Source organism: Streptomyces sp. NPDC006193, assembly GCF_040613915.1.
Lineage (GTDB): Bacteria > Actinomycetota > Actinomycetes > Streptomycetales > Streptomycetaceae > Streptomyces.
The window spans coordinates 26,348-46,533 of sequence record NZ_JBEXTB010000031.1; the positions used below are offsets into that span (position 1 = coordinate 26,348).

The 20,186-nt window shown below is 73.7% G+C and carries 19 protein-coding genes; 8 read left to right on the top strand and 11 right to left on the bottom strand.

Annotated elements, in window-relative coordinates; all coding sequences use genetic code 11:
* Positions 1 to 2: 2 nt before the first annotated feature.
* The 6 genes from ABZ261_RS24185 to ABZ261_RS24210 form a co-directional block, all read right to left on the bottom strand.
* Entirely contained in the window at positions 3 to 686 is a 684-nt protein-coding gene (locus ABZ261_RS24185) for a SigE family RNA polymerase sigma factor (RefSeq protein ID WP_356862466.1), read from the bottom strand.
* Between the two features lie 323 nt (positions 687 to 1,009).
* Positions 1,010 to 2,065 (bottom strand): aspartate-semialdehyde dehydrogenase, encoded by a 1,056-nt coding sequence (locus ABZ261_RS24190; RefSeq protein WP_356862468.1) that lies wholly within the window; start codon positions 2,063 to 2,065, stop codon positions 1,010 to 1,012.
* Positions 2,066 to 2,093: 28 nt separating this feature from the next.
* Entirely contained in the window at positions 2,094 to 3,365 is a 1,272-nt protein-coding gene (locus tag ABZ261_RS24195) for an aspartate kinase (protein ID WP_356862470.1), read from the bottom strand.
* Positions 3,366 to 3,482: 117 nt separating this feature from the next.
* Positions 3,483 to 4,145, bottom strand: a complete 663-nt coding sequence (locus tag ABZ261_RS24200; RefSeq protein ID WP_356862472.1) for a DUF5063 domain-containing protein — start codon at positions 4,143 to 4,145, stop codon at positions 3,483 to 3,485.
* A complete protein-coding gene (recR, locus tag ABZ261_RS24205) occupies positions 4,138 to 4,737 on the bottom strand; it encodes a recombination mediator RecR (protein WP_356862474.1) in 600 nt (199 codons plus the stop codon). Before recR ends, ABZ261_RS24200 begins: the two co-directional genes overlap by 8 nt.
* Before the next feature lie 72 nt (positions 4,738 to 4,809).
* A complete protein-coding gene (locus ABZ261_RS24210) occupies positions 4,810 to 5,151 on the bottom strand; it encodes a YbaB/EbfC family nucleoid-associated protein (protein WP_356862476.1) in 342 nt (113 codons plus the stop codon).
* Positions 5,152 to 5,526: 375 nt separating this feature from the next.
* Here ABZ261_RS24210 and ABZ261_RS24215 point away from each other — a divergent pair, with 375 nt between their 5' ends.
* Positions 5,527 to 6,276, top strand: coding sequence for an SLATT domain-containing protein (locus tag ABZ261_RS24215; RefSeq protein ID WP_356862478.1), 750 nt, complete (start codon positions 5,527 to 5,529; stop codon positions 6,274 to 6,276).
* Between the two features lie 82 nt (positions 6,277 to 6,358).
* Here ABZ261_RS24215 and ABZ261_RS24220 read toward each other — a convergent pair whose 3' ends face one another.
* Positions 6,359 to 8,512: a protein kinase gene (locus ABZ261_RS24220; protein ID WP_356862480.1), complete on the bottom strand. Its 2,154-nt coding sequence runs from the start codon at positions 8,510 to 8,512 to the stop codon at positions 6,359 to 6,361.
* Positions 8,513 to 8,902: 390 nt separating this feature from the next.
* Positions 8,903 to 9,508: a DJ-1/PfpI family protein gene (locus tag ABZ261_RS24225; protein WP_356862482.1), complete on the bottom strand. Its 606-nt coding sequence runs from the start codon at positions 9,506 to 9,508 to the stop codon at positions 8,903 to 8,905.
* A gap of 217 nt (positions 9,509 to 9,725) precedes the next feature.
* On the opposite strand from ABZ261_RS24225, the gene ABZ261_RS24230 reads away from it, so the two are divergent.
* The 4 genes from ABZ261_RS24230 to ABZ261_RS24245 all read left to right on the top strand — a co-directional run bounded on the left by ABZ261_RS24230 (position 9,726) and on the right by ABZ261_RS24245 (position 13,171).
* Positions 9,726 to 11,081 (top strand): aspartate aminotransferase family protein, encoded by a 1,356-nt coding sequence (locus ABZ261_RS24230; RefSeq protein WP_356862484.1) that lies wholly within the window; start codon positions 9,726 to 9,728, stop codon positions 11,079 to 11,081.
* A gap of 149 nt (positions 11,082 to 11,230) precedes the next feature.
* Positions 11,231 to 11,926, top strand: coding sequence for a GntR family transcriptional regulator (locus tag ABZ261_RS24235; protein ID WP_356862486.1), 696 nt, complete (start codon positions 11,231 to 11,233; stop codon positions 11,924 to 11,926).
* Between the two features lie 168 nt (positions 11,927 to 12,094).
* The gene (locus tag ABZ261_RS24240; protein ID WP_356862488.1) at positions 12,095 to 12,745 is read left to right on the top strand and encodes a hypothetical protein; all 651 of its coding nucleotides are present in this window, start codon (positions 12,095 to 12,097) and stop codon (positions 12,743 to 12,745) included.
* A gap of 192 nt (positions 12,746 to 12,937) precedes the next feature.
* Positions 12,938 to 13,171: a hypothetical protein gene (locus ABZ261_RS24245; protein WP_356862490.1), complete on the top strand. Its 234-nt coding sequence runs from the start codon at positions 12,938 to 12,940 to the stop codon at positions 13,169 to 13,171.
* Between the two features lie 434 nt (positions 13,172 to 13,605).
* Here ABZ261_RS24245 and ABZ261_RS24250 read toward each other — a convergent pair whose 3' ends face one another.
* Both ABZ261_RS24250 and ABZ261_RS24255 read right to left on the bottom strand, forming a co-directional pair.
* Positions 13,606 to 13,851: a hypothetical protein gene (locus ABZ261_RS24250; protein WP_356862492.1), complete on the bottom strand. Its 246-nt coding sequence runs from the start codon at positions 13,849 to 13,851 to the stop codon at positions 13,606 to 13,608.
* 83 nt (positions 13,852 to 13,934) lie between these two features.
* Complete coding sequence (locus tag ABZ261_RS24255) at positions 13,935 to 15,218, bottom strand: adenylosuccinate synthase (protein WP_356862494.1); 1,284 nt, start codon at positions 15,216 to 15,218, stop codon at positions 13,935 to 13,937.
* A gap of 197 nt (positions 15,219 to 15,415) precedes the next feature.
* Here ABZ261_RS24255 and ABZ261_RS24260 point away from each other — a divergent pair, with 197 nt between their 5' ends.
* On the top strand, positions 15,416 to 16,258 hold the full coding sequence (locus tag ABZ261_RS24260) for a diacylglycerol kinase family protein (RefSeq protein WP_356862496.1): 843 nt from the start codon (positions 15,416 to 15,418) through the stop codon (positions 16,256 to 16,258).
* A gap of 814 nt (positions 16,259 to 17,072) precedes the next feature.
* Here ABZ261_RS24260 and ABZ261_RS24265 read toward each other — a convergent pair.
* Positions 17,073 to 17,573: a MarR family transcriptional regulator gene (locus ABZ261_RS24265; protein ID WP_356862498.1), complete on the bottom strand. Its 501-nt coding sequence runs from the start codon at positions 17,571 to 17,573 to the stop codon at positions 17,073 to 17,075.
* Between the two features lie 73 nt (positions 17,574 to 17,646).
* On the opposite strand from ABZ261_RS24265, the gene ABZ261_RS24270 reads away from it, so the two are divergent.
* Together ABZ261_RS24270 and ABZ261_RS24275 are read left to right on the top strand one after the other, a co-directional pair.
* Entirely contained in the window at positions 17,647 to 18,549 is a 903-nt protein-coding gene (locus ABZ261_RS24270; protein WP_356862500.1) for an ABC transporter ATP-binding protein, read from the top strand.
* Complete coding sequence (locus ABZ261_RS24275) at positions 18,546 to 20,177, top strand: ABC transporter permease (RefSeq protein ID WP_356862502.1); 1,632 nt, start codon at positions 18,546 to 18,548, stop codon at positions 20,175 to 20,177. Before ABZ261_RS24270 ends, ABZ261_RS24275 begins: the two co-directional genes overlap by 4 nt.
* Positions 20,178 to 20,186: the final 9 nt, after the last annotated feature.

Sequence of the window (20,186 nt, forward strand, 5' to 3'; positions counted from 1 at the left end):
GCTCATGCCGGCGTCTCCATGGCCACCCGCAGCGCGGCGATGCCCCGCGAGCCGTACGCCTTCACCGAGCCGAGGGATATGCCGAGGCTCTCGGCGACCTGCGCCTCGGTCATGTCGGCGAAGTACCGCAGCACGAGGACCTCGCGCTGGCGGCGCTGCAGGCCCTTCATCGCCTTGATGAGGTCGCGGCGCTCCAGCTGGTCGTAGGCGCCCTCTTCCGCGCTCGCCATGTCGGGCATCGGCTTGGCGAGCAGCTTCAGGCCGAGGATGCGCCGGCGCAGCGTGGAGCGGGAGAGGTTGACGACCGTCTGCCGCAGGTAGGCGAGGGTCTTCTCGGGGTCGCGGACCCGCTTGCGGGCCGAGTGGACGCGTATGAAGGCCTCCTGGACGACGTCCTCGCAGGAGGCGGTGTCGTCGAGGAGGAGAGCGGCGAGGCCGAGCAGCGAGCGGTAGTGCGCCCGGTAGGTCTCGGTGAGGTGGTCGACGGTCGTGCCGGCGGCCTCGGCCGGCACGGCGCCCGCCCCCTCCTCGGCGCCGTCACGCTGGCCGGGTATGCGGGCGGGCCGCGCTGCGGGCATCGGCGCGATCACCGGCATGCCGCCGGGAGTACGCGGCCGGAGCGCCGCGCGGGGCGGCCGCAGGGCGGAACCGCCGCGGGCCACACTGAGTTCGAATACCTCTGCCACGCCAGTTGGACACGTTTCCCCCCTCGGGGGTTGTACGTGCCGGACGTCACATGTGCGACAACCGACGGTGCCTCAAGTCCCGTCATGCGTCCCGCTCTTCCCTCATGTCCCATTTGAACGGGCGTCCCCACGCCCCGATCACGGCGTCCCCACGCCAGGATCATCACGTCCCCAGGCCCCGCAAGGGTGACCGCAAAGACGCTCCCCGCCCTCCGTACGGTTGCGGAAGGCGGGGAGGGAAATCCTCTGCTGCCAAGAGGGACGGTTCAAGCGGTTCGGACCTTGCTCCCGGCGACACTTCTTGCATGGATCCTACAAAGGGATCACGTCCGCGGGGTGCCGGCGATCAGCTCCGCGATCTGCACGGAGTTCAGCGCGGAGCCCTTGCGCAGGTTGTCGCCGCACACGAAGAGTTCGAGCGCGGCCGGATCGTCCAGGGCCCGCCGCACCCGGCCGACCCAGGTCGGGTCGGTGCCCACCACGTCGGCGGGGGTGGGGAACTCGCCGGCCGCCGGATCGTCGCACAGCACCACGCCCGGCGCGGTGGCGAGGATCTCGCGGGCGCCGTCGACGTGGACCTCGCGCTGGAAGCGGGCGTGGACGGTGAGCGAGTGCGTGGTGAGCACCGGCACCCGGACGCAGGTCACGGCGACCGGCAGCGCCGGCAGGCCGAGGATCCTCCGGGTCTCGTCGCGGACCCTCATCTCGTCGGACGACCAGCCGTCCTCGCGCAGCGAACCGGCCCAGGGGACGACGTTGAGCGCGACCGGTTCCGGGAAGGGCCCGGTGTCGTCCCCGACGGCCCGGCGCACGTCCCCGGGTGCGGCGCCCAGTCCGGTGCCGGCCACCAGGGACAGCTGGGCCCTCAGCGCCTCCACGCCGGCCCGCCCGGCGTCGCTCACCGCCTGGTACGACGACACGACCAGCTCGCGCAGCCCGAACTCGGCGTGCAGCGCGCCCAGGGCGACGATCATCGTCAGGGTCGTGCAGCCGGGGGCGGCGGCGATCCCGCGCGGCCGGGACCGCACCGCGTGCGCGTTGACCTCGGGCACGACCAGCGGCACGTCCGGGTCCGTCCGGAAGGCGCCGGAGCCGTCGACGACGACCGCGCCGCGCGCGGCGGCGACGGGCGCCCAGGCGGCGGCGACCTCCTCCGGCACGTGGAACAGCGCGACGTCGGCGCCGGCGAAGGCGTCCTCCGTCAGGGCCGCCACCTCGACCTCCTCGCCGCGCACGGTCAGCTTGCGGCCGGCCGAGCGCGGGGAGGCGATCAGACGGATCTCACCCCAGACGTCCTTGCGCTGGGACAGGATCTGGAGCGTGACCGCGCCGACGGCTCCGGTCGCTCCCACGACCGCGAGCGTCGGCTTCCCGGTCATCGGCAGGCGCCTGCGTACGGCGAGGCGGTCATCGGCCGGTGCCGCCGTAGACCACGGCCTCGTCGGTGTCGGAGTCGAGCCCGAAGGCGGTGTGCACGGCGCGGACGGCCTCCGCCACGTCGTCGGCGCGGGTGACGACCGAGATGCGGATCTCGGAGGTCGAGATCAGCTCGATGTTGACCCCGGCGTCGCTGAGCGCCTCGAAGAACGCGGCGGTGACGCCCGGGTTGGTCTTCATGCCGGCGCCGACCAGGGAGATCTTGCCGATCTGGTCGTCGTAGCGCAGCGAGTCGAAGCCGATGCCCGACTTGTTCTTCTCCAGCGCGTCGATGGCCTTGCGGCCCTCGGTCTTGGGCAGCGTGAAGGAGATGTCCGTCAGCCCCGTGGAGGCGGCGGACACGTTCTGCACCACCATGTCGATGTTGATCTCGGCGTCGGCGATGGTCCGGAAGATCGCGGCCGCCTCACCCGGCTTGTCCGGCACGCCGACGACCGTGATCTTGGCCTCGGAGGTGTCGTGCGCGACACCGGAGATGATGGCCTGCTCCACCTTCTTGTCCCCAATCGGCTCACTGCTGACCCACGTGCCCTGCAGTCCGCTGAAGCTGGACCGGACGTGGATCGGGATGTTGTAGCGGCGGGCGTACTCCACGCAGCGGTGGAGCAGCACCTTGGAGCCGGAGGCCGCGAGCTCCAGCATGTCCTCGAAGGAGATCCAGTCGATCTTCCGGGCCTTCTTCACCACGCGCGGGTCGGCGGTGAACACGCCGTCGACGTCGGTGTAGATCTCGCAGACCTCGGCGTCGAGGGCGGCGGCCAGCGCCACGGCCGTCGTGTCGGACCCGCCGCGGCCCAGCGTGGTGATGTCCTTCTTGTCGGCGCTGACGCCCTGGAAGCCGGCCACGATGGCGATGTTGCCCTCGTCCAGCGCGGTGCGGATCCGGCCCGGCGTGACGTCGATGATCCGGGCTTTGTTGTGGACCGAGTCGGTGATGACGCCGGCCTGGCTGCCGGTGAACGACTGGGCCTCGTGGCCCAGGTTCTTGATCGCCATCGCCAGCAGGGCCATGGAGATCCGCTCTCCGGCGGTCAGCAGCATGTCGAACTCCCGCCCGGCAGGCATGGGAGAGACCTGCTCGGCGAGATCGATCAGCTCGTCCGTCGTGTCGCCCATCGCGGAAACGACGACGACAACCTGGTTGCCGTTCTTCTTCGCTTCCACGATCCGCTTGGCGACGCGCTTGATGCCTTCGGCATCGGCTACGGAGGAACCTCCGTACTTCTGCACGACAAGGCCCACGTGCGCTCCTCGCTCGGTTCGTTGGTGTCGGCTCAGTCTAACGAGCGTCCGAATTCGACCACCCTGCTCCCGCATGGTGAGACACCGGACGGGAGGCCGGGGGCCGGGGACCGGGGGCTACTGCCCCTGCCGGATCCCCAGCCGGCCGCCGATCTCCTGGGCCATCACCCGGCCCGCCTCGAACTCCAGCGTGTCGTCGCCGATGTCCGCCTGGTCGGTGTCCAGGCCGTCCAGCTCCTCCAGGGGCTGGTTCAGCCGGACGTGGATGAGCACGGACTGCAGGGCGCGCAGCACCGCGGAGGCCGTCGGGCCCCAGTTGGAGAAGTACGAGAACTGCCACCACCACAGCGCCTCGGTGACGCGGCCCGCGCGGTAGTGGACCATGCCGTGCCGCAGGTCGGTGATGATGTCGGCGAGGTCGTCGGAGATCCGGGCGGGCACCGGCGCCTTGCGGGGCTCGTACGGGTCGAAGACCTCGGAGTAGACGTCGACGGGGTCCAGCAGGCGCGCGAAGTTCTCGCGGAGCTCGTCCACGTCCGGTTCCGGGCCCGGGTCGGGCTCGTAGCGCTCGTCGGGGACGATGTCCTCGTGGGCGCCCAGCCGGCCGCCGGCCAGCAGGAGCTGGGAGACCTCGAGCAGGAGGAAGGGGACCGCCGATTCGGGCTCGTCGCCCTTGGCCACCTCGGTGACGGCCACCAGGAAGCTCTCGACCTGGTCCGCGATCTGGACCGCGAAGTCGTCCGGGTTGCGCGTCGAGGCGTGCAGCGTGGCGTCAGACATCTAGGAGTCGTCTCCCCTCGAAGGCGCGGCCGAGGGTCACCTCGTCCGCGTATTCCAGGTCGCCGCCCACCGGGAGGCCGCTGGCCAGGCGGGTGACCTTCAGGCCCATGGGTTTGATCATGCGGGCGAGGTACGTCGCCGTGGCCTCGCCCTCCAGATTGGGGTCCGTGGCCAGGATCAGCTCCGTGACCGTCCCGTCGGCCAGCCGCGCGAGGAGTTCCCGGATCCGCAGGTCGTCCGGGCCCACTCCCTCGATGGGGCTGATCGCGCCCCCGAGCACGTGGTAGCGGCCGCGGAACTCACGGGTGCGCTCGATGGCGACGACGTCCTTGGGCTCCTCCACCACGCAGATGACGGCGGGGTCGCGGCGCGCGTCACGGCAGATGGCGCACAGCTCCTCCTGCGCGACGTTGCCGCACGTCGCGCAGAAGCGGACCTTCGCCTTCACTTCCAGGAGCGCCTGCGCGAGCCGCTTCACGTCCGTGGGCTCGGCCTGGAGGATGTGGAAGGCGATCCGCTGCGCGCTCTTGGGACCGACGCCGGGCAGCCGCCCCAGCTCGTCGATGAGGTCCTGGACCACGCCTTCGTACAACGGACTGCCTTTCCTGGAGACCTTTCGGTACGTACGGTAGTCGGCCCCCGCCTTCGCGTGGAAGGCGGTGGGTCAGAACGGCAGACCCGGGATGCCGCTGCCGCCGCCCAGGCCCTGCGCCAGCGGGCCGAGCTTCTGCTGCTGCAGCGCCTGCGCGTTCTCGTTGGCCGCCTGCACGGCCGCCACGATCAGGTCGGCGAGGGTCTCGGTGTCCTCCGGGTCCACCGCCTTCGGGTCGATCCGCAGCGCGCGCAGCTCACCGGCGCCGGTCACGGTGGCCTTCACCAGGCCGCCGCCCGCCTGTCCGTCGACCTCCGTGTTCGCCAGTTCCTCCTGGGCCCGCTGCAGGTCCTGCTGCATCTTCTGGGCCTGCTGGAGCAACTGCTGCATGTTGGGCTGGCCACCGGGGATCACGATCGGCTCCTCGCTGTCTGCTGCGACGACTGTCTTCGACGACTGTCTTCGACGACTGTGCGACGGCTGCCGGACGACTGTCCGCGCCGTCCCGCTCCGTCGTCCTTCCGAGTCGTCCGCTGCGTCGTCCGCTGCGTCGTCCACTGCGTCGTCCTTCTTCCGTCGTGAACGAGCCTACGTGGTCCACGCGGCCCTCGCCGCGCCACTCTTTCGAGTGAGAACAGCGGAAGTCCTATACCTGATCAAGGCCCTCTTACGAGCGGAAAAGCCGGGAAAGACCCGTCTCCGCCACCCATTGGGCGGTAGGAAGAGGGCCGCGCGTCGGCATGGACTGTCACGCGACGTGACCGTTCGTGATCAGTAGGGAGTTGCCGGGTGGGTCAGCCGGAGATGCAGCCCGAGGGTCCGCCTCAGGACGGGCGGGGCGAGGGTGCGGCCGGGCTGCGGCCGGGCGATCTGACCGGGCGCGCCTTCCCGCTCGGGGACTGGGCGGAGCCCGCCGAACGGCTGGACGAGCTGTACCGGTGGGTGGAGCGCCGGGCGCTGGAGACCACCGCCTGGTACCTGCGGGACCGGGTGTGGAAGCGGCGCGGGGCGCGGGTGCTGCGGGCCGGGGCGGCGGCCGGGGCGGTGGCCGGGGCGGCGCTGCCCCTGCTGGACCTGACCGGGGCGGCCGGCCCGGTCGCGCCCTGGGGCTGTCTGGCCCTGCTCTTCGCGGCCTCCTGCGTCGGCGTCGACCGGTTCTACGGGGTGACGTCCGGCTGGATGAGGGACGTGGCCACCGCCCAGGCGGTGCACCGGCGGCTGCAGGCCCTCCAGTTCGACTGGGCGTCGGAGTGCGTGCGGGAGGTGCTGGGGCCGGCGGAGGGCACGGCCAGCGAGGCGGCGGAGCGGTGCCTGTCGGTGCTGCGGCGCTTCTGCGAGGACGTCACCGAGCTGGTGCGCACGGAGACGACCGACTGGATGGTCGAGTTCCGGACCGGCGCGGTCCCGCTGGGCATCCAGACGGCCGTGGCGTCGGCCCCCCGGCAGGAGGCCGGCGCCGCGGGGGGCCGATTCCCCCTGCCGCCGGCGAACGGCAACCGCCCGAACATGCCCAGGCAGCGACCCCCGGAACCCCGCTGACCAGGTCGGCGAGGCGCGGGAAGGGGCACGGCCGGCCCCGCCGCCCCGCCGCTTCGGGTCGTACGCCGTGCTCCGTCGTACGTCACTCCTTGTCGTACGTCAGGCTCTCCCCGCCGCCGGCCTTCGCCCGCTTCAGCCGCCCGTCCGGCAGCAGGGTGACCTCGGTGGGCTCGCCCGGCGTGCAGGAGGAGGCGGGCCGGCCGGTGCTGACCGTGGACGGCCCGATCCGCAGCGGGCCGCTGCCGCTGGGCTCCGCGGCGAGCGCGGCCTCGAAGACGCAGTGGTACGTCCCGCCGCCGTCGCTGGGCCCGTCCGCGACCAGCGTCAGCACGGTGTCGCCCACCTCGCCCTGCCGGATGGTGAGTTCCCGGGTGTTGGTGCCGGCGGCGTTCTCGATGGTCGTCCGCCAGGTGCCCAGGTAGGCGTCCGGGACCGCCCCCTGCGCGGAGGCGGACGCGGTGGGCGTCGAGGGGACCGGCGTGGGCGCCCCGGAGGTGACGGGGGGCCGGGCGGAGACGGTGGGCGCGGCACCGATCGTGCCGCCGCCCTCGTCGTCGGTACCGGCGCCGTTCTTCATCAGCGCGTACACCGAGCCGCCCGCGCCCAGCGCGACGACCAGTGCGATCACGACGAGCAGCGCGGTGGACCGCCCGTTGCGCCGCTCCGGCTCCGCGGGCGCGCCGGCGGCCGGCGGCCCGTACGGCGGGGTGGGACCGAGCCCTCCGGCGTAGGGGTTGTACGGCGGCTGCGGCCCGCCCCAGGCCCCGGCGCCGTGCTGCTGCGGGTACGCGTAGGCGGCGGGCTGGGGGTGCTGCTGCGGATGCGGCGCCCCGTAGGGCCCGGGCACGGAGCCGAAACCGGGGGGCGTCTGCGGCGCGCCGTGCTGCGGAGGCCGGGCAGAGGCCGCGGGAGGCAGATGGCCGGCCGGCGCGGACCCGCCGGGCGGGGCGGGTACGGCAGCCCCGTCGGACACGGCGGCGTGCTCGGGCGATCCGCCCCGGGCGCCCGCGCCCGGGGGCCCCGCCGGCGCCCCGCCGGAGCCACCGGCGGCGCCGGGCGCGGCCGGCGCGGGCTGCCGGGCCGCCGGTGCCGCAGGTGACGTGGGGGCCGCCGGTGATGCCTGTGCCGCTGGTGACGCCTGTGCCGCCGGTGCCGCGAGAGCCGGATGTGCAGCCGGTGCGGGCGGGGCCGCAGGGAGCCCCGCTCCGGAACCCTCCCCCGGCGCACCGGCGCCGGAGTCCGGAGGGGTCGCCGCGCCTCCGGCGCCCTCCGCGCCCCCCTCGGGGTTCTCCACCTCCAGCAACCGCACGGCGTGCCGCCCCAGCTGCGCCACCAGCGAACCCGGCAGCCAGGGGTCCAGCGAGCGCCCCCCGGCCACGGTGTCCTCCGCCCCGGTCCGCTCCAGGACGGCGTCCAGCGTGGGCCGCGCCCCCGGCTCCTTGCGCAGGCAGTCCCGCACCAGGTCGGCGATGCCCTCCGGCACCCCCGACAGGTCCGGCTCCTCCTGGGCGATCCGGAACATCAGCGCGTGCACGCCCGTGTTGGCGGTGCCGAAGGGCATGGCCCCGGTCGCCGCGTACGCCAGCACGGACCCGAGGCAGAACACGTCGCACGCCGGCGTGATCCGGTCCCCGCGCACCTGCTCGGGCGCCATGAATCCGGGGGACCCGACGAGCGACCCGGTCCGGGTCAGCCCCTCCCCGCCGGCGGACGTCGTCTCCAGCGCCCGCGCGATCCCGAAGTCGATGACGCGCGGGCCGTCGATCGTGACGAGCACGTTCGACGGCTTGAGGTCGCGGTGCACGATCCCCGCCGCGTGGATGTCCTTCAGCGCGTGCGCGAGGCCCGCCGCCAGGATGCGCACCGACCGCTCGGGCAGTGCGCCGTGGTCGTGCCCGACCACCTGCTGCAGGCTCGGCCCGGCCACGTACCCGGTGGCCACCCACGGCACGGCCGCCTCGGTGTCCGCGTCGAGCACGGGCGCGGTCCAGTGTCCGCCGACCCGCCGCGCGGCCTGCACCTCCTGCCGGAAGCGCGCCCGGAACTCCTCCTGCTCGGCGAACTCCTCGCGGACGAGCTTCACGGCGACGGTGCGCCCGCGGTCCGACCGGGCCAGGTACACATGCCCCATGCCGCCCGCGCCGAGCCGGGCCACCAGCCGGTACGCCCCGCTGCTCCCCCTGAGCCGACCGCCCGGGGGCACCCCCACCGGATCCCCCGGTCCCAGCTTCTCCATCCCCGCGCCGCCTTCCCCCCATAGGTCGCAACAGACCGAGGATAGTGCGGGGCCGTGACAGCGGGCGCGGGCCGGTGTCTACGGTTCCGTAACAGGCGCGCCCAGGTCGTCCGCGACCGCCGGGAGCCGTTGAAGCAGTTGAAGCAGCCGTGTCGCCTCGGTGAGGTCCCGCTCCCCCAGCGGGACCGCGGTGCGCTGCACGCTCCGCCGGGTGATGCCCATGGCCCGCGCGACGCCGCCACGGGCAGCGGCGCGTGCGGCACGGCCCCGAGCACCTGCCACCGAGGCGGCGGTGAGCCCGGCCGGCCGGGCCGGTCCCCGGCGAGGGACGGGAACCGGCCGTTCAGCCGGAACACCCGAGCGCGCCAAGCAGTTCCCGGTGCCCGGCGCTCACCGGGCGGAGGCCGCGCGCAGGACGGCGTAGGCCTCGGCGTCGGAGTCGTGGAACAGCCGGTACCAGGCGTCCAGGGTCTCCCCGTCGTACACCCCGAGGCGCCGCAGGACCTCGCGGGCGAACGCCACGGGCTCGGTGGGCCCGGCGGTGATCAGGTCGCCGTCGGTCACGGCGTCGGCGTCGACGTAGCGGGCCCCGCCCGCGTAGCCGGTGGCCGCCAGATAGGAGGGGGCGGCGCTGGTGTGGGCGCGGTCGTCGAGCAGGCCCTCGCGGGCGAGCCCGGCGGTGGCGCCGCAGATCGCGGCGACGGGGACGCCGGCGTCGAGGAAGGCGCGGGCCGCGCGGGCGAAGGGCGCGAGGTCGTCGGAGGTGTCCCAGAGGTCGGCGCCCGGCAGCACCAGCAGGGAGCTGTCCTCGGGGCGCAGCCCGGCGAGCGCGAGGTCGGGCCGGATGCGCAGTCCGCCGATGCTGAGGACCGGCTCGGTGGTGGGCCCGACCGTCAGGACGCGGTGCCCGGCGCGGGCGAGGTGGGCGGTCGTGTGCCCCGTCTCCCAGTCGGCGAGGCTGTCGTAGACGGCGAGGTGTACGGGCCTGCGGCTCATGGTGTCCTCCTCGGCGCTCCTCGGCCCGCGGGCGACCCGGGCGCCCCGGGCGGCCGACGGCTGCATCGGCGGCACCGTCCACAGCACGCTGACGCGAGGACGGCAGGCTGTCAACGGTCGGCGGGCCAGGGCGTCGACAACCTGTCGCGGATTCCCCCCGTCCACGGAACAGGACGCCGATGTCCCTGGCGCACCGCCGGCCTCTACCCTCGCCCGCATGACCCCACAGCCCAGCCCCGAAGCCGGCGCCGCAGTGAAGGCCGCCGACCGTGCGCACGTCTTCCACTCCTGGTCCGCGCAGGACCTCATCGACCCGCTCGCCGTCGCCGGCGCCGAGGGGTCGTACTTCTGGGACTACGACGGCAGGCGGTACCTGGACTTCACCAGCGGGCTCGTCTTCACCAACATCGGCTACCAGCACCCCAAGGTCGTCGCGGCGATCCAGGAGCAGGCCGCGAAGATGACGACGTTCGCGCCCGCGTTCGCCGTCGAGGCGCGTTCGGAGGCGGCCCGGCTGATCGCCGAGCGGACCCCCGGCGACCTGGACAAGATCTTCTTCACCAACGGCGGCGCGGACGCCGTCGAGCACGCGGTGCGCATGGCCCGGCTGCACACGGGCCGCCCCAAGGTGCTCGCGGCCTACCGCTCCTACCACGGCGGCACCCAGCAGGCCGTCAACATCACCGGCGACCCGCGCCGCTGGCCCTCCGACAGCGGCAGCGCCGGAGTCGTGCACTTCTGGGCGCCGTTCCTCTACCGCTCCCGCTTCTACGCCGAGACCGAGGAGCAGGAGACCGCGCGCGCCCTGGAGCACCTGGAGACGACGATCGCCTTCGAGGGCCCCGGGACCATCGCCGCGATCGTCCTGGAGACCGTTCCCGGCACGGCCGGGATCATGGTCCCGCCGCCCGGCTACCTGGCCGGGGTGCGCGAGCTGTGCGACAAGTACGGCATCGTCTTCGTGCTGGACGAGGTCATGGCCGGGTTCGGCCGGACCGGGGAGTGGTTCGCGGCGGACCTGTTCGGCGTCGTGCCCGACCTGATGACCTTCGCCAAGGGCGTGAACTCCGGCTACGTCCCGCTCGGCGGCGTGGCCATCTCGCCGCGGATCGCCGAGACCTTCGGCACGCGCCCCTACCCCGGCGGCCTCACCTACTCCGGCCACCCGCTGGCCTGCGCCGCCGCCGTCGCCACGATCGGCGTGATGGCGGAGGAGGGCGTGGTGGACAACGCCCGGCGGCTCGGGGAGACGGTCGTCGGCCCCGGCCTCGCCGAGCTGGCCGCACGGCACCCGAGCGTCGGCGAGGTGCGCGGTGTCGGCATGTTCTGGGCGCTGGAACTGGTGAAGAACCGGGAGACCCGGGAGCCGCTGGTGCCGTACAACGCGGTGGGCGAGGCCAACGCTCCGATGGCCGCGTTCACGGCCGCCGCCAAGCGGCACGGCCTGTGGCCCTTCGTGAACATGAACCGCACCCACGTGGTCCCGCCCTGCAACGCGACCGAGGCCGAGCTGAAGGAGGGCCTCGCCGCGCTCGACGCCGCACTGACCGCGGCCGACGCGTACACGGAGTGACCACGCGGCGGTGACGGCCGGTAACCGGATCATGCCTGCCGCCGGACCGGTCCGAACGCGTAAGGTGACGTGCTCGTAAGAGATGTGAACGCGTGTGCATCGCGCGTGCGTACGAGTACGTCACCGGACGTGTGAGGAGAGGCACGGACATGCCCGGCACCGGCGCCGTGACACGCAGCACCCTGCGCCAGCAGATCGCGGACGCGCTCCGTGACGAGGTGCTGGGGGGCCGGCTGCGGCCGGGGCGGGCGTTCACCGTCCGGGAGATCGCCGACCAGTACGGCGTCTCCGCCACCCCCGTCCGCGAGGCGCTGGTCGACCTGTCCGCCCAGGGCATCGTGGAGTCCGACCAGCACCGCGGCTTCCGCGTGCCCGAGTACTCGCTCGCCGACTTCCGGAACATGATCGAGGCCCGCGGCCTGGTCACCGACGGCATGTTCCGGGCCCTCACCCCGAGCCACCCCGCCTTCGGCACCCCGCCCGAGGACCCGCGCACCGCCGCGGCCCTCACCACCGTGCGCCGCCGCGGCGAGGAGGCCCAGCGGGCCGCCACCGCCGGCGACCTCCCGGTCCTGATCGGCTACGACCTGCGGTTCTGGCGCGAGCTGAGCGTCCTGTTCGGCAACCCCTACCTCGCCGACTTCCTGCACCGCCTGCGCGTCCAGTCCTGGGTCTGCGCGGTGCAGCACCTGCTGCGCCTGCCCGACCTGCGGGGCCGGCTCTGGGCCGGGCACACCGAGCTGGTCGACGCGCTGGCCCGCCGCGAGGCCGAGGCCGCCCGCGCGATCGTCGCCGCCGCGAACGCGCACGCGCTGGCCCTGCTGGAACACCTGACCAACGGGTAGGTGACCGGTACGGCCCGCACGGGGAGCCGATGCGGGGCCGCACCGACTACCCTTCCCTGACCACCCGATCACCGTCCGACCGCCCGACCCTCACCCGACCCCCTGTCCCCCACCCGACCGCCTGCTGCCGTGCGTGACCACGCGCCTGCCGATGCGAGGAGCCCTCTTTTGGCCTGTGACCTGTGGCTGGTACCGCTCGTGGACGTGTTGTGCCACACCCCGGACAACCCCTTCGCCGAGGAACTCGCGCAGTACAACAACGCGTTGGCCGCGGCCGGCCTGCCGCCCGTGCCGGTGTACCAGTACATGCCGGGCCTGTCCGGCGACGTCGCCCCGGTCGCCGGCTTCGACTACGACGCCCTGCACTTCCTGCGCCGCGCCTACCTACTGCAGGTGTGCGGCCTGCCGGTGACCCCGGTGGACGAACTCGGCGGCGACTACGAGCAGTTGCTGGAGATGTTCGAGTCCACGGCCCAGCAGTCCCACCTGGTCTGGCACTACGACCACGCGGGCGCGTACGTCCCGGTGGACTTCCCGCACCCGCTGTCGAACGAGGAACTGCTCGCGGGCGGCGGGCCGTTGGGTTCCTCCCAGACGCTGCTGCGGGAACTGCAGTACGTCGCCCCGACGATCGGCATCGACCCGGCGAACCCCCCGGCTCCCCCCGCTCCGCCCACGGCCCCCACGGAGCTGGAGGAACCCGCCGTCCCCGCGCCCTTCGACCCCAGCCCCTTCGCCCGCGAACGCCACGTCTGGCTGGGCCTGCACGCGGCCGCGACCCGCTCCCTGGCCCAGGGCTCGATGATCGTCTTCAGCTGACGACGGCGCGTTCCTTGGCCAGAGAATCAGGAGGAGATCCGTGCTACTGGACACGAGCTGACCGAGCTCGGCTATCTGCGCGATCACCCGGGAGCCACCTACCAGGAAGCCCATCGGGTGGCCAACGAAACCTGCAACCGGCAGAGCAGGGTGCCGCTGAAACAAGCGGGAGGACTTCGAAGGTGAGTGGTGATGGCGTCCCTCGTCTACTTCAAGAAGGAGTCCGAGGACGGGGCGGTCATCCGCTACGCCTTCGGTGAGGATCCCACAACGATGACGCGGATCCTGACCATGAACACGTACACGCGGACGGCCCAGCCGGACGACGGCGACCTCGACCACACCTTCCTCAAGGCGTCCCGGAAGATCAACGCCGTGTACGACGAGCGGGCACAGTGGCCGGAACGAGGGATGAGCGCGAGCTGAGCCGGGACAGCGGAAGCCCTCGGGCGCGCCGTCCTCCAAGGGTCCCCACGACGCGCCCCGGCGAACGCAGGGGCTCGTCGGAAGAGGCCGTCATTCACGACGGGTACGGCCCAGGCTCAAAGGTCGCCCTTCCAGACGTGCCGCCCCAGCTCGTCCAGCTCTGCCTCGACGTGTCGGCACTCGGGCAACGCCCGGCTCAGCAGCCGCCAGTGATCGGGGCCGTGGCCGGACACCTTCACGCGGGCGAGCTCATGGCGATCACCTAGTCGTCCAGGTGGACGGGCAACTGGAAGGTGGCCCAGTGGAGAGACACGACACCGTCGCACAGTGGGCGCCTCCCCAGCCCGGTCGGCACCCCGGAGGGCGGGACGGCCGGGCGGGTCTCCGCACCGCCATCCCGTCAGATTCCCGGGCTCCGGCCCCCCTGACCGGTGTCAGCGCGCGTGGGGACCGGGGGCGGTCGGAGTGGTCGGGCGGGCGATGAGTCGGATCACCGGGGGCCACAGGATCCGGGAGGCCATCAGGAGCGCGGGCCCGAGGTGCACGGGGCACACGGGCAGCGAGGGCCTGCCGTGGCGGGCGACCTCGAAGACGGCGGGGTCGGAGCAGTCCGTGCCGTCGGCCTGGTGCCCCTCACCGCCGTACGGTCCCCGGCACCGTGCGTCCCGGTGCGCGCTCATACCTCGATTGTGCACCGCGCACCACGCGGAAGCGCCCGCCGGCCACCCCGAGGGGCGGACCGGCGGGCGCCCCCGCGGGATGCCTACAGGAACGAGTTGATCTCGATCGTCTCGTCGCGGCCCGGGCCCACGCCGATCGCGGAGATCGGGGCGCCGGACATCTCCTCCAGCGCCTTGACGTAGTTCTGCGCGTTCTTCGGCAGGTCCGAGAAGGACTTCGCCTTGCTGATGTCCTCGGACCAGCCGGGCAGCGTCTCGTAGATCGGCTTGGCGTGGTGGAAGTCGGTCTGCGAGTACGGCAGTTCCTCGACCCGCTTGCCGTCGATCTCGTACGCCACGCAGACCGGGATCCGCTCCCAGCCGGTCAGCACGTCCAGCTTGGTGAGGAAGAAGTCGGTCAGGCCGTTGACCCGGGTCGCGTAGCGGGCGATGACCGCGTCGAACCAGCCGCAGCGGCGGTCACGGCCGGTGGTGACGCCCCGCTCGCCGCCGATGCGGCGCAGCGCCTCGCCGTCCTCGTCGTGGAGTTCCGTCGGGAACGGGCCCGCGCCGACCCGGGTGGTGTAGGCCTTCAGGATGCCGATGACCCGGCTGATCTTCGTCGGGCCCACGCCGGCGCCGGTGCAGGCGCCGCCCGCGGTGGGGTTCGAGGACGTGACGAAGGGATACGTGCCGTGGTCGATGTCCAGGAGGGTGCCCTGGCCGCCCTCGAACAGGACCACCTTGTCGTCCTCGAGCGCCTGGTTGAGGACCAGCACGGTGTCGGCGACGTACGGCTCGATCTGCTCGGCGTAGCCCAGCAGTTCCTCGACCACCTGGTTCACGGCGATCGCGCGCCGGTTGTACAGCTTGGTCAGGATCTGGTTCTTGACGTCGAGCGCCGCCTCGACCTTCTGGGTGAGGATCGACTCGTCGTACAGGTCCTGGACCCGGATGCCCACGCGGTTGATCTTGTCGGCGTAGGTCGGGCCGATGCCGCGGCCGGTCGTACCGATCTTGCGCTTGCCGAGGAAGCGTTCCGTCACCTTGTCGACGGTCACGTTGTACGGCGTGATGATGTGCGCGTTACCACTGATCAGGAGCTTGGACGTGTCGACGCCACGCTCGTTCAGACCGCTCAGCTCGGAGAGCAGGACCGACGGGTCGACGACGACACCGTTGCCGATGACCGGCGTACAGCCGGGCGACAGGATTCCGGAAGGGAGGAGGTGGAGTGCGTACTTCTGGTCGCCGACGACCACCGTGTGGCCGGCGTTGTTGCCGCCCTGATAACGCACCACGTAATCGACGGAACCACCGAGGAGATCCGTCGCCTTTCCCTTGCCTTCGTCACCCCACTGAGCACCGAGCAGCACAAGTGCGGGCACGCGCGTACACCCCTTCCGGGCGGGGCATGTCCAAGGTCGGGGGCGTGGGCGTAAGGTTCACCGCCGCGTGCCACAGCGACCGCCGTTGGTCGCACAACCGTCGGACCGGATGCCCCGGAATAGACGAAGCCCCTGGCGCAATAGCGCAAGGGGCTCTTGCACAAAGATGCTACCCGAGGAAGCGAGGCAGGACCGAGGTGGCGACTTCCGCGACGTCCGATCAGCTGCTGGTGATCATCGATCCGGCGGCACGGCAGACGGACGGGGAGTCCGTACGCATCGCGAAAGACGTGCTCAGCGCGGGTGCGGCGACCAAGGTCTGCCTGCCGGACGGGCCGGCGGAATTCGCCCGCGCGCTCGGCCGGAGGGGCTCCCGGCGGCCGGTCGTGATCGGCGGCGACCGGGCGCTGGCGCGGGCCGTCGCCCTGCTGCACCGGCAGCGGGATCTGACCGGGTGCGCGCTGTCGGTGGTGCCGGTGGGTCAGACCGCGCTGGCCGAGTCGCTCGGGGTGCCCGGCGGGACGGTGGCGGCGGCGCGGGCGGTGCTGGAGGGGACCGCGCGGCGCCTGGACCTCCTGGTGGACGACAGCGACGGGGTGGTGCTGGGCGCGCTGGGCATACCGCCGGTGCCGGCGGGGGCGGCCGAGCCGCTGGCGCTGTCCCCGGGCGGGCCCTGGTACCGCTCCCTGGTCCGCACCCTGGCCCCGCGCCCGCCCCGGCCCGCCGCGCCGCCCTCCCCGGGGCCGGCGCGGCTGCGGGTGGAGGTCGACGGGGAGACGGTCGTGGACCTGGACCAGCCCGTCGAGGCCGTCTCGGTGACCCCGGGCTCCTCCGGCGTGGCCGAGGTGGAGGTGCGGCCGCTGTCGGTGGGCGCGGCGGCGGCCCCCCTGCTGGCCGCCGGCCGGACGGTGACGGTGACCGGCGCGGACTTCCGGTACCGGGCGGACGCGACGGTGTCCGGGCCGGTACGCAGACGGACCTGGCGGGTGCGGGAGGCCGCCTGGGCCCTCACCCTGCCCACCGCGCCCACCGGCGGGTGATCCGCACGGCGCCGCCGGCCCGTTCCCTCGCCTCCGCCGTCCCCCGCCGACCGGCTTCGTCCCCCTGCGCCGTCTCCCCCGCCGGGCGGCCGGTGCGTCCCTGACCGCCGTGAGCCTCCGCCCGGCCGCCCGCACCGCCCGCCGGCACGGTGAGCCGGGACCCGGACACGGTGAGCCGGGGCCCGTGCCCTGGGCCGGGAGCCCGGACACGGTGAGCCGGGAACCCGGACGCCCAGAGCCGGGAGCCCGGCACGGTGAGCCGGGGCCCGGACACGGTGAACCGGAGCCTGGACGCCCTAGGCCGGGAGCCCGGCACGGTGAGCCGGGGCCCGGACACGGTGAGCCGGGAGCCGGGACGCCCTGGACCGGGAACCCGACACGGTCAGCCGGGACCCGGACACGGTGAGCCGGGAGCCCAGACACGGTGAGCCGGGAACCCGACACGGTCAGCCGGGAGCCCGGACACGGTGAGCCGGGAACCCGGACGCCCTGGGCCGGGAACCCGGACGCCCTGGGCCGGGAGCCCGACACGCTGGGCCGGGGCCCGGACACGGTGAGCCGGAGCCTGGACGCCCTGGGCCGGGAGCCCGGACGCCGTGGGCCGGGAACCCGGAACCGGGAACCCGGACGCCGTGGGCCGGGAGCCCGACACGGTCAGCCGGGGCCCGGACACGGTGAACCGGAGCCTGGACGCCCTGGGCCGGGAGCCCGGACGCCGTGAGCCGGGAGCCCGGCACGGTGAGCCGGAGCCCGGACACGGTGAGCCGGGAGCCCGACACGCTGGGCCGGGCCCGGGCGCCGGTGCCGGAGTGGGTCAGTCGCCCAGGATGCGCTCGCGGTGGGCGCGCCAGCGCTCCATCATCCCGGCCACGTCCTGCTCGATGAACTCGAAGAAGGCCAGCGTCTCGGCGAGCCGGCGGCCCGCCGGGGTGTCGGCCCCGAGGCTCACCACGCCTTCCCGCAGCGCGTCCTCCCAGCGCTTGATGATCGCCTCGCGGTTGGTGAGCACCTCGTACCACTGGTCGCTGTGCACCCGGTACCGCTCCCGGCGCGAGCCCGGTTCCCGTTCCCGCGAGACCAGGTGGACCTGGGCGAGATAGCGCACGGCGCCGGAGACGGCCGCGGGGCTGATCCGCAGCAGCCCGCCCAGTTGCGCCGCGGTCAGCGTGCCGGTGTCGGAGGCGAGCAGCGCGGCGAAGACACGGGACGGCATCCGCGGCATGCCCGCCTCGACGAGCTGGGCCGCGAAGTGCTCCACGAACCGCGAGACCGACTCCGGGTCCCGCTGCGTACTCTGCGCGCTCGGCTCCGTCATGCCACCAGCCTATCCGCGCTTCACCGCATTCCTTAACTTCACAAACTTCTGAAGGAAGCGTAGCTTCTGAAGCATGACGAAAGCCATCACGGTCTCGGGACTGCACAAGTCCTTCGGCCGCACCCGTGCGCTGGACGGCCTCGACCTCGATGTCGAGACGGGGGAGGTGCACGGCTTCCTCGGCCCCAACGGCGCCGGCAAGTCGACCACCCTGCGGGTGCTGCTCGGCCTGCTGCGCGCCGACGCGGGCGCCGCGCAGGTGCTGGGCCGCGACCCCTGGCGGGAGGCGGTGGAGGTGCACCGCCGGATCGCCTACGTCCCCGGTGACGTCACCCTGTGGCGCAACCTCTCCGGCGGCGAGGTCATCGACCTCTACGGCCGGCTGCGCGGCGGACTCGACCCGCGGCGGCGCACCGAGCTGATCGACCGCTTCGAGCTGGACCCCACCAAGAAGGGCCGCGCCTACTCCAAGGGCAACCGGCAGAAGGTCGCCCTGGTCGCCGCGTTCGCCTCCGACGTGGACCTGCTGATCCTGGACGAGCCGACCTCGGGCCTCGACCCGCTGATGGAGGAGGTCTTCCGGCGCTGCGTGCGCGAGGAGCGCGAGCGCGGCCGCACCGTCCTGCTCTCCTCGCACATCCTCGGCGAGGTGGAGCAGCTGTGCGACCGGGTCAGCATCGTCCGCAAGGGCCGCACGGTGGAGAGCGGCTCCCTGGCCGAGCTGCGCCATCTGACCCGGACCAGCGTCACCGCGGAACTGGCCTCGCCGCCCGACGGGCTGGGCCGCCTGCCCGGTGTGCACGACCTCGACGTCCAGGGGCGCCGAGTCCGGCTGCAGGTCGACACCGACCGGCTCGACGGCGTCCTGCGCGCGCTCGGCGACCGCGGCATCCGCTCGCTCACGTCGACCCCGCCGACGCTGGAGGAACTGTTCCTGCGGCACTACCGGCACGACGGCGCCGAGGTGGCACGATGACCGCGCCCCCGGCACCCGCACCGGTCCGCTCCAGCCCGCTGGCCGGCACCGCCGTCCTGCTCCGCTTCGCCCTGCGCCGTGACCGGATGCTGCTCCCGGTGCTCGTCGGCGTCAACGCGCTCATGGTCCTCGCCATGCCGGGCACGCTGCGCAACCTGTACGGCACCGCGGCCGAACGCGCGGACCTGGTCCGCCACCTGCAGACGAACGCCTCGCTGCGGGCGCTGATCGGACCGGTCTTCGACACCTCGATCGGCGCGCTGACCGCCTGGCGCGTGGGCGTCTACGCCGCCGCGCTCGCCGCCGTGACCAGCCTGCTCGTCGTCGTGCGCCACACCCGGGACGAGGAGGAGAGCGGCCGGCAGGAGCTGGTGGCGTCGGGCGCGGTGGGCCGCCGGGCCCCCCTGACGGCCGCGCTGCTGGCGGCGGCCGCCGCCGACGCCGTCCTGGCGCTGCTGGTCACGGCCGGCCTGGCCGCGCAGGGAGCGCAGGGCGCGCTGGCGTTCGGCCTCGGCCTGGCGGGCGTCGGCATGGTCTTCGCGACGGCGGCGGCGATCGCCGTCCAGCTGACGGAGAGCGCCCGCCTCGCCCGGGGCCTGACGGCGGCGGTCCTCGCCGCGGCGTTCGTGCTGCGCGCGGCCGGCGACTCGACCGCGGACGCGGGCGGCTCCGGGGCTGCCGGCGCCGGGGGCGGCTCGTCGCCGCTGACGTGGCTGTCGCCGCTGGGCTGGCTGGAGAACGTGCGCCCCTTCGCGGGCGAACGCTGGTGGGTGCTGCTGCTGTTCGCGGCGGCCGCGCTCGCGCAGGGCGCGGTGGCCTACGCCCTCACCGGGCGCCGGGACGTCGGCATGAGCCTGCTGCCCGCCAGGCCCGGACCCGGCGCCGGGCGCCTCGGCACGGCGGGCGCGCTGGCCTGGCGGCTGCAGCGCGGCAGCCTGCTCGGCTGGTCGATCGGCTTCCTCCTCGCCGGACTCGTCTACGGCGGGCTCACGGACGGCGCGGCGGACGTGGTCCGCGGCAACGACGACGCGCGGAGGATCTTCGAGCGGATGGGCGGGCAGAGCGGCGTCACGGACGCGTTCCTCGCCTCGATGGCCGGCATGCTCGGTGTGATCGCGGCCCTGTACGTGGTGGCCTCGGTGTTGCGCCTGCACGGCGAGGAGACCTCGGGCCGGGCCGAACCGGTGCTGGCGTGCCCGGTCGGCCGGCTCCGCTGGGCCGCGGGCCACCTGGCGGTCGCCTTCGGCGGCTCGGCCCTGATCATGCTGCTGGCGGGTGCGGGCCTCGCCGTCGGCTACGGCGGGAAGGCGGCCCCGCTCATGGCGGCCTGCCTGGTGCAGCTGCCGGCGGTGTGGGTGATCGGCGGGCTGACCCTGCTGCTGTACGGGGTCGCGCCGCGACTGGCGCCGGCCGCCTGGGGCGTCGCCGTGGCCGTCCTGCTCATCGGCTGGGTCGGGCCGGCCCTGGACGCGCCGCGGATCGTGCTGGACCTGTCCCCGTACGGGCATCTGCCCAAGCTGCCGGGCGGCGGGACGGAGTGGGGGGCGGTCCCGGTGCTGCTGGGCCTGGCCGTGGTGCTGGCGGCCGGCGGGCTGGCGGGGCTCAGGCGGCGGGACCTGGCCGCCTGAGGGCCGGCC

Coding starts and splice junctions, on each gene's coding strand:
- ABZ261_RS24250 (WP_356862492.1), bottom strand. CDS start 13,851: ATGAGCGCGCACCGGGACGCACGGTGCCGGGGACCGTACGGCGGTGAG.
- ABZ261_RS24225 (WP_356862482.1), bottom strand. CDS start 9,508: ATGAGCCGCAGGCCCGTACACCTCGCCGTCTACGACAGCCTCGCCGAC.
- ABZ261_RS24230 (WP_356862484.1), top strand. CDS start 9,726: ATGACCCCACAGCCCAGCCCCGAAGCCGGCGCCGCAGTGAAGGCCGCC.
- ABZ261_RS24265 (WP_356862498.1), bottom strand. CDS start 17,573: ATGACGGAGCCGAGCGCGCAGAGTACGCAGCGGGACCCGGAGTCGGTC.
- ABZ261_RS24200 (WP_356862472.1), bottom strand. CDS start 4,145: ATGTCTGACGCCACGCTGCACGCCTCGACGCGCAACCCGGACGACTTC.
- ABZ261_RS24235 (WP_356862486.1), top strand. CDS start 11,231: ATGCCCGGCACCGGCGCCGTGACACGCAGCACCCTGCGCCAGCAGATC.
- ABZ261_RS24220 (WP_356862480.1), bottom strand. CDS start 8,512: ATGGAGAAGCTGGGACCGGGGGATCCGGTGGGGGTGCCCCCGGGCGGT.
- ABZ261_RS24270 (WP_356862500.1), top strand. CDS start 17,647: ATGACGAAAGCCATCACGGTCTCGGGACTGCACAAGTCCTTCGGCCGC.
- ABZ261_RS24190 (WP_356862468.1), bottom strand. CDS start 2,065: ATGACCGGGAAGCCGACGCTCGCGGTCGTGGGAGCGACCGGAGCCGTC.
- ABZ261_RS24275 (WP_356862502.1), top strand. CDS start 18,546: ATGACCGCGCCCCCGGCACCCGCACCGGTCCGCTCCAGCCCGCTGGCC.
- ABZ261_RS24245 (WP_356862490.1), top strand. CDS start 12,938: ATGGCGTCCCTCGTCTACTTCAAGAAGGAGTCCGAGGACGGGGCGGTC.